A 4,788-nucleotide genomic window follows, 5' to 3' on the forward strand; every position below is an offset into this window, starting at 1 on the left:
TTGCGAACCTTGTCAGCCATAATGGCACTGAATGAGCGGTGGGGAGCGTCCATGTGCCGGATGTCCCGATAATAGCGGGTGACCGTCTGGTCGAAGTCAGCCAGGGCATCCTTCATATCTGCATCGTCGTCGGCCCTCTGATAGGTGTTGGTGAAGATTTGCGCCTGACGAGGCATCCTGGGCTTGGGATCTGGATCCTGGGCCGGGTGGCCGATGGCAAGCCCCAAGACCGGATAGACCAGTTTGGGCAGCTTGAGCAGATCAATCAATCTGTTTGTGTCATTGATGACGCTGCCCAGAATGACTCCGCCCAGGCCCAAGGCGTTGGCTGCGGTCTCCATGGCGTGCAGGGCCAAGACCGCATCGTTCTGCGACTGCAGGAAGACATACCCGGTGTTGAGCAGGGTGGTATCGGGATCCACATCATCGGCGAAGCGTCGAACCAGATCTGCATTGCGACGCTGGTCGGCTAGGAAGATGTAGAGCAGCGGAGCTTCGGCGACATAGTGCTGATGGGCCATATCGGCGATGGCAAGCGCCTCATCATGATCAGTGACCCTGATGGCCGACCATTCATGGAAATACCGGCTGGTCGCCGCATGCTGGGCCGCCTGCTCCAGCAGGGCGACGGTCTGGTCATCGACCGGCTCGTCGGTGAATCCACGGATGGAGCGTCGCTCAAGCAAGGTCCTTATGGTGGGATTGTCGGCCGGACTCGTGGCCGGGGTTTTCTGTGAATTTGCTAAGGTCATTTTGACATTCTGGCCGTCAATGCCTGCCGATGCAAGACTTTGTCGTCAAAATCACGCAATCAGCGTTATCGGGCACTGCCTGGTTGCCAGTCAGCATCCTATGCTTTCAGCGCTGGTGGCGGCGTTCAATCAGAGCCTGGGAACCACGCTCGAACAGGCCGGAGACCAGGGTGGTGACGGCTGCCGACAGAACGCCGAAGAGGAGACCGGGAGGCCCGGACCATTGTGAAGAAAGTCCTGAATGCATGAGTGGGTTCTCTTCCACACAGACGGATTGCCGAGCAGACTGCGATTATAACGTCAGCAAAACGACATGGCAGCAGCTGGATTCGTCTTGGCTCAACATATCAACGTTGCAGGCGTTTGGATTGTTGAGGCGGAGTTTGGACTCAGTTTAAAAGAGGTATCCATATTCTGGAGCGGTTGCGGTTGTCTCCCTGCCTATTTGTTTTCGTTCTTTCTTATGCCGCTGGAGGTCAGAAGAGTCCGTTGCCGTTGTGGGACTGTACGCCTTTGACGTTGTGCTCGATGATGCCGATTAGCGGGTCAAGGGACAGGAAGCCCTTGATGGACTCCAGGAAACCAGCCTTCCCGTCGGCGCAGGTTGAGTTGTGCTGAATGTAGTCGTCCCACATGAGTCGATATTGCTGGTATCTCTCCGAGTGAAGACCTGGCCGTAGAACTTCTGCACCAGGGACTTGTAGGCTGCCGTTTCGGTCTCGCTCATCAGGAATCTTCGTTTTCTGCTTATACATAGGCTTTCGAGTTTTTCATGATGGGTGTCTTCGCTCAGGCTCGTAGGCGCGCATAAAACCAAGATGAGTAGGTGGATGGCGGCTGACGGGAAGGCTATCAGGCCTTGAAGTGGCGCTCGTCGTTCATTGTGGCGAAGTTCAGGCCGATCAGGATGCCGCCGCCTATGTAGTTGCCAAGCATAGCCACCAGGACCACCAGAATCGCCTTCCAGGCGTTGACCCGCCCGAAGAGACCCAGGATGAGGAAAAGGGCCGAATCCGCTATCGAGTGCTCGAAACCGCAGAAGGCGAAAACGAAGACGGCCACGACCATGATGATGCACTTGGTGAAGTCGTTGGAAAGCTTGCCGTTGTAGACCATGAGCATGGCGATGTTGATGCAGAAGTTGCACAGGATGCCGCGCACGAACAGGTCAGCGAAGCCCATGGGGCCGCCGGAGACGTAGCCGGTCTTGGTCGCCGCGGCCGCAAGCATCTGGTCCAGGGTGGGACCGCTGACGATGGATGAGAAGCGCAGGATGACGGCCACGATCAGGGCTCCGGCCAGGTTGCCCAGAAGGCAGAGGACGAGGATCCTCAGGGAGGCCAGCCAGCCCAGGCGCTTGTGATAGGCGCCTATGGTGACCACCATCATGTTGGACGTCAGCAGTTCCGAGTTGGTGTAGTAGATCAGGACCAGGGCCCAGCCGAAGGTGGTCGCCGCCAGGACCCGGCCTGCCAGGATCAGGCCATGGTCGGCGGGGTTCTGGCCGGCCTGGCCCATGATGACGAAGAAGGCCGTGAAGAAGATACCCACAAAAAGGCCCGCCATGGTGGCTCGCTGCATGTACTTGCCGGTCAGGGCGCCGCTCATGGTCTTCTTGCTCTCGACCACGTCCAGGACGGTGCTGATGAAGGCCCGCCCGGGGAAGAGGGGCTGTCTCTTCTGTTGATCTGTCATCTGATTGGATTGCTCATTCACGGGGTTCATTATGGCATTCCCGAGTAAAGAGGGACTGCCCTTAGGGCCCTACTGTGCGGGAATTCACTTCTTTGCCAGTGCCACCCAATGCCACTCTGTCTCACTCGGTGCGCAGGGCGGTGGCAGGATCCTGCTTGGCTGCCTTCCGTGAGGGGATCAAGCCGCCGATCAGGGTCAGGACCACGCTCAGAATGACCAAGGCTATCCCGCCTGAAGCAGGCAGGGCTGCATTCACCTCAGTAGTCCCCATGAAGTGGTGCATGATGCTGTTGGCCGGAATGATCAGCAGCAGCGTGATGCCCACCCCCAGCAGGCCTGCCAGAAGACCGATGAGGCCGGTCTCGGCGTTGAAGACGTTGGAGACGTTCCGCTTGGAGGCCCCCATGGCGCGCAGGATGCCAATTTCCTTGGTCCGCTCAAGAACCGATATGTAGGTGATGATGCCGATCATGATGGAGGAGACCACCAGCGAGACCCCGACGAAGGCTATCAGCACGTAGGTGATGACGTTGATGATGGTGGTGACCGAATTCATCATCAGGCCCACGTAGTCGGTATAGACGATCCTGTTCTTCTCCGCAGCCTTGTCGTTGTAGTGCTTGATGGAGTCGCCCACAGAATTCTTGTTCTCGAAGCTGTCCGTGTAGATGCTGATCCGGGAGGGGGCGTCCCGGGAGATCAGGCCGAAGTCGCTCAGGTTGTCTGCGTAGGTGCCTGTGGAGACATACTGGTTGTAGATGGCGACCAGGGCCTCCTGAGGGGCGGTGGCAATGTACTGGTCGAATGCCTGGGCCGTCTGCTGCTCGGCAGAGGCCCCCGTGGGGATGCCTGCAGAACCTTGTGCTCTTGCAGCGGCTCCGGCCCGGCCCTGGGCTTGGGTCTCCTGGCCGGCCATGGCCGCCGAACCCTTCATGATCTCCTGGGCCATGCTGGCTTTCTGTGTGACGCCCAAGGATGCGATGTAGGCCTTGGCATCGTTGGCCTTGGCCGCATCGTCGGAGGGAGCGAAGGCCATTCCGTTGAGGACGCTGTGGCCCTGGTCAGCCTCCTGGTCGGTGACGATGGGGCTGGTCTTGGCCTGGTCAATCAGGTAATCGGTCAGCTGGCGGGTATACCCGACGCCCACCTTGAGTGGCGTGGCCTTGGCCCCCTGGTTGGGGCGGACGATGCCGACGATGTGCAGCTGCAGACCCTGGTCGGCGGCCTTGGACATCTGGTCGGTGCTGTCGCCGATGTAATGGTAGTGGCCGTCGGTCCCCTTGGCATACTGGTTCGCAGCGGGCACCAGGGAAAGCTTCTGGTCCATGGCCTTGGCGTATTCGATGGGCTTGGTGTCGACCTTGACCTCCTGCCCGCTGTTGAGTTTGTTCATCATGTCGGTGTACTGGCTGGAGGGGAGGATGCCCAGCTTGTAGAGGCTGGTGACGGGCATCTGGTTGTTCTTGTCCAGCACCAGGACCACCTGATCCTTGGCCTTGGGCCATGTGCCGTTCACCACCTGGTAGTTGTCGGTCACCACCTTGCTGATGGTGGTCTTGGCATTGGCTCCCGGCATGATTTCGCCGAAAATCTCCGGGGCCTTGTTCTTCTCGGTCTTGCCGGTCAGGTAGGACATCTGCATGGACTGGATGTCACCCATGTCGCTGTCGGTGTTGGCCGTGGCCATCTGGCTGGCGGTGGAGCTGGCGTCGTCCTGCCCGCTCATGGTCACCTTGTCCGCAGAGACCAGCTTGCCGTCCGGATCGTGCCCGAAGACCGAAAACTTGGTAGCGTAGGAATACTGGATGCCGACGGACCCGACGTACTGGTGGATTTCGCTCTTGGGATTGTCCAAGTATTTTTTGAAGTCAGTCAGATTGTTCTGGGTGATGCTGCTAGTAAGGCTGGAGGCCCCCTTGATGCTGGAGTCGTCCGGCTGGATGGCCTTGAGATTCTTGTGGGCCTTGGCCTCCTTCTGGGATTCCTGGGCGGAGTCCACTATCTTGTTCAGGTCAAAGGACTGCTCCTGAATGGTGATGGGGTAGGAGGTCATGGTCTCCCGCTGCACCCTGTCGATGTAGCGGTTGACCCCAGTGGATACGGACAGGATCAAGGCGATGCCGATAATGCCGATGGATCCGGCGAAGGCTGTGAGTGCAGTCCTGGCTTTCTTGGTCCGAAGATTGTTGAAACTCAACGACAAGGATGTCAGCAGCCCCATGGAGGCCTTGCCGAAGGTGCGGTGGCGGGCCCGGCGAATGGGCACCTGGTCGTCGGGCAGGGGGTCGGAGTCGCTGATCACGGAGCCGTCGTGCAGCTCCACGATCCTGGTGGCGTACTG

The 4,788-nt window shown here is 59.0% G+C and carries 5 protein-coding genes; all 5 read right to left on the reverse strand.

Translation table 11 applies throughout. The annotated features are described in order from the left end of the window. On the reverse strand, window positions 1-752 hold a 752-nt coding region (locus tag AC0AP0_RS09150; RefSeq protein ID WP_490430240.1), incomplete at its 3' end, for a nitroreductase family protein. A gap of 106 nt (window positions 753-858) precedes the next feature. Then, window positions 859-999 (reverse strand): hypothetical protein, encoded by a 141-nt coding sequence (locus AC0AP0_RS09155; RefSeq protein ID WP_198207776.1) that lies wholly within the window; start codon window positions 997-999, stop codon window positions 859-861. Between the two features lie 229 nt (window positions 1,000-1,228). Continuing rightward, window positions 1,229-1,387 carry a hypothetical protein gene (locus AC0AP0_RS09160; RefSeq protein ID WP_198207774.1) on the reverse strand — a complete coding sequence of 53 codons (159 nt, stop codon included), beginning with the start codon at window positions 1,385-1,387 and terminating at the stop codon, window positions 1,229-1,231. A 217-nt stretch (window positions 1,388-1,604) separates the two neighbouring features. After that, window positions 1,605-2,447, reverse strand: a complete 843-nt coding sequence (locus AC0AP0_RS09165; RefSeq protein WP_490430241.1) for a formate/nitrite transporter family protein — start codon at window positions 2,445-2,447, stop codon at window positions 1,605-1,607. 121 nt (window positions 2,448-2,568) lie between these two features. Beyond that, window positions 2,569-4,788 (reverse strand): ABC transporter permease (locus AC0AP0_RS09170; RefSeq protein WP_490430242.1); only part of this gene is annotated, 2,220 nt, incomplete at its 5' end.

This window comes from Bifidobacterium sp. POST2/T3 (B1) (assembly GCF_058197115.1).

Excerpts from the sequence above, each read along its gene's own strand:
- AC0AP0_RS09165 (WP_490430241.1), bottom strand. The coding sequence starts at position 2,447 with ATGACAGATCAACAGAAGAGACAGCCCCTCTTCCCCGGGCGGGCCTTC.
- AC0AP0_RS09160 (WP_198207774.1), bottom strand. The coding sequence starts at position 1,387 with ATGTGGGACGACTACATTCAGCACAACTCAACCTGCGCCGACGGGAAG.
- AC0AP0_RS09155 (WP_198207776.1), bottom strand. The coding sequence starts at position 999 with ATGCATTCAGGACTTTCTTCACAATGGTCCGGGCCTCCCGGTCTCCTC.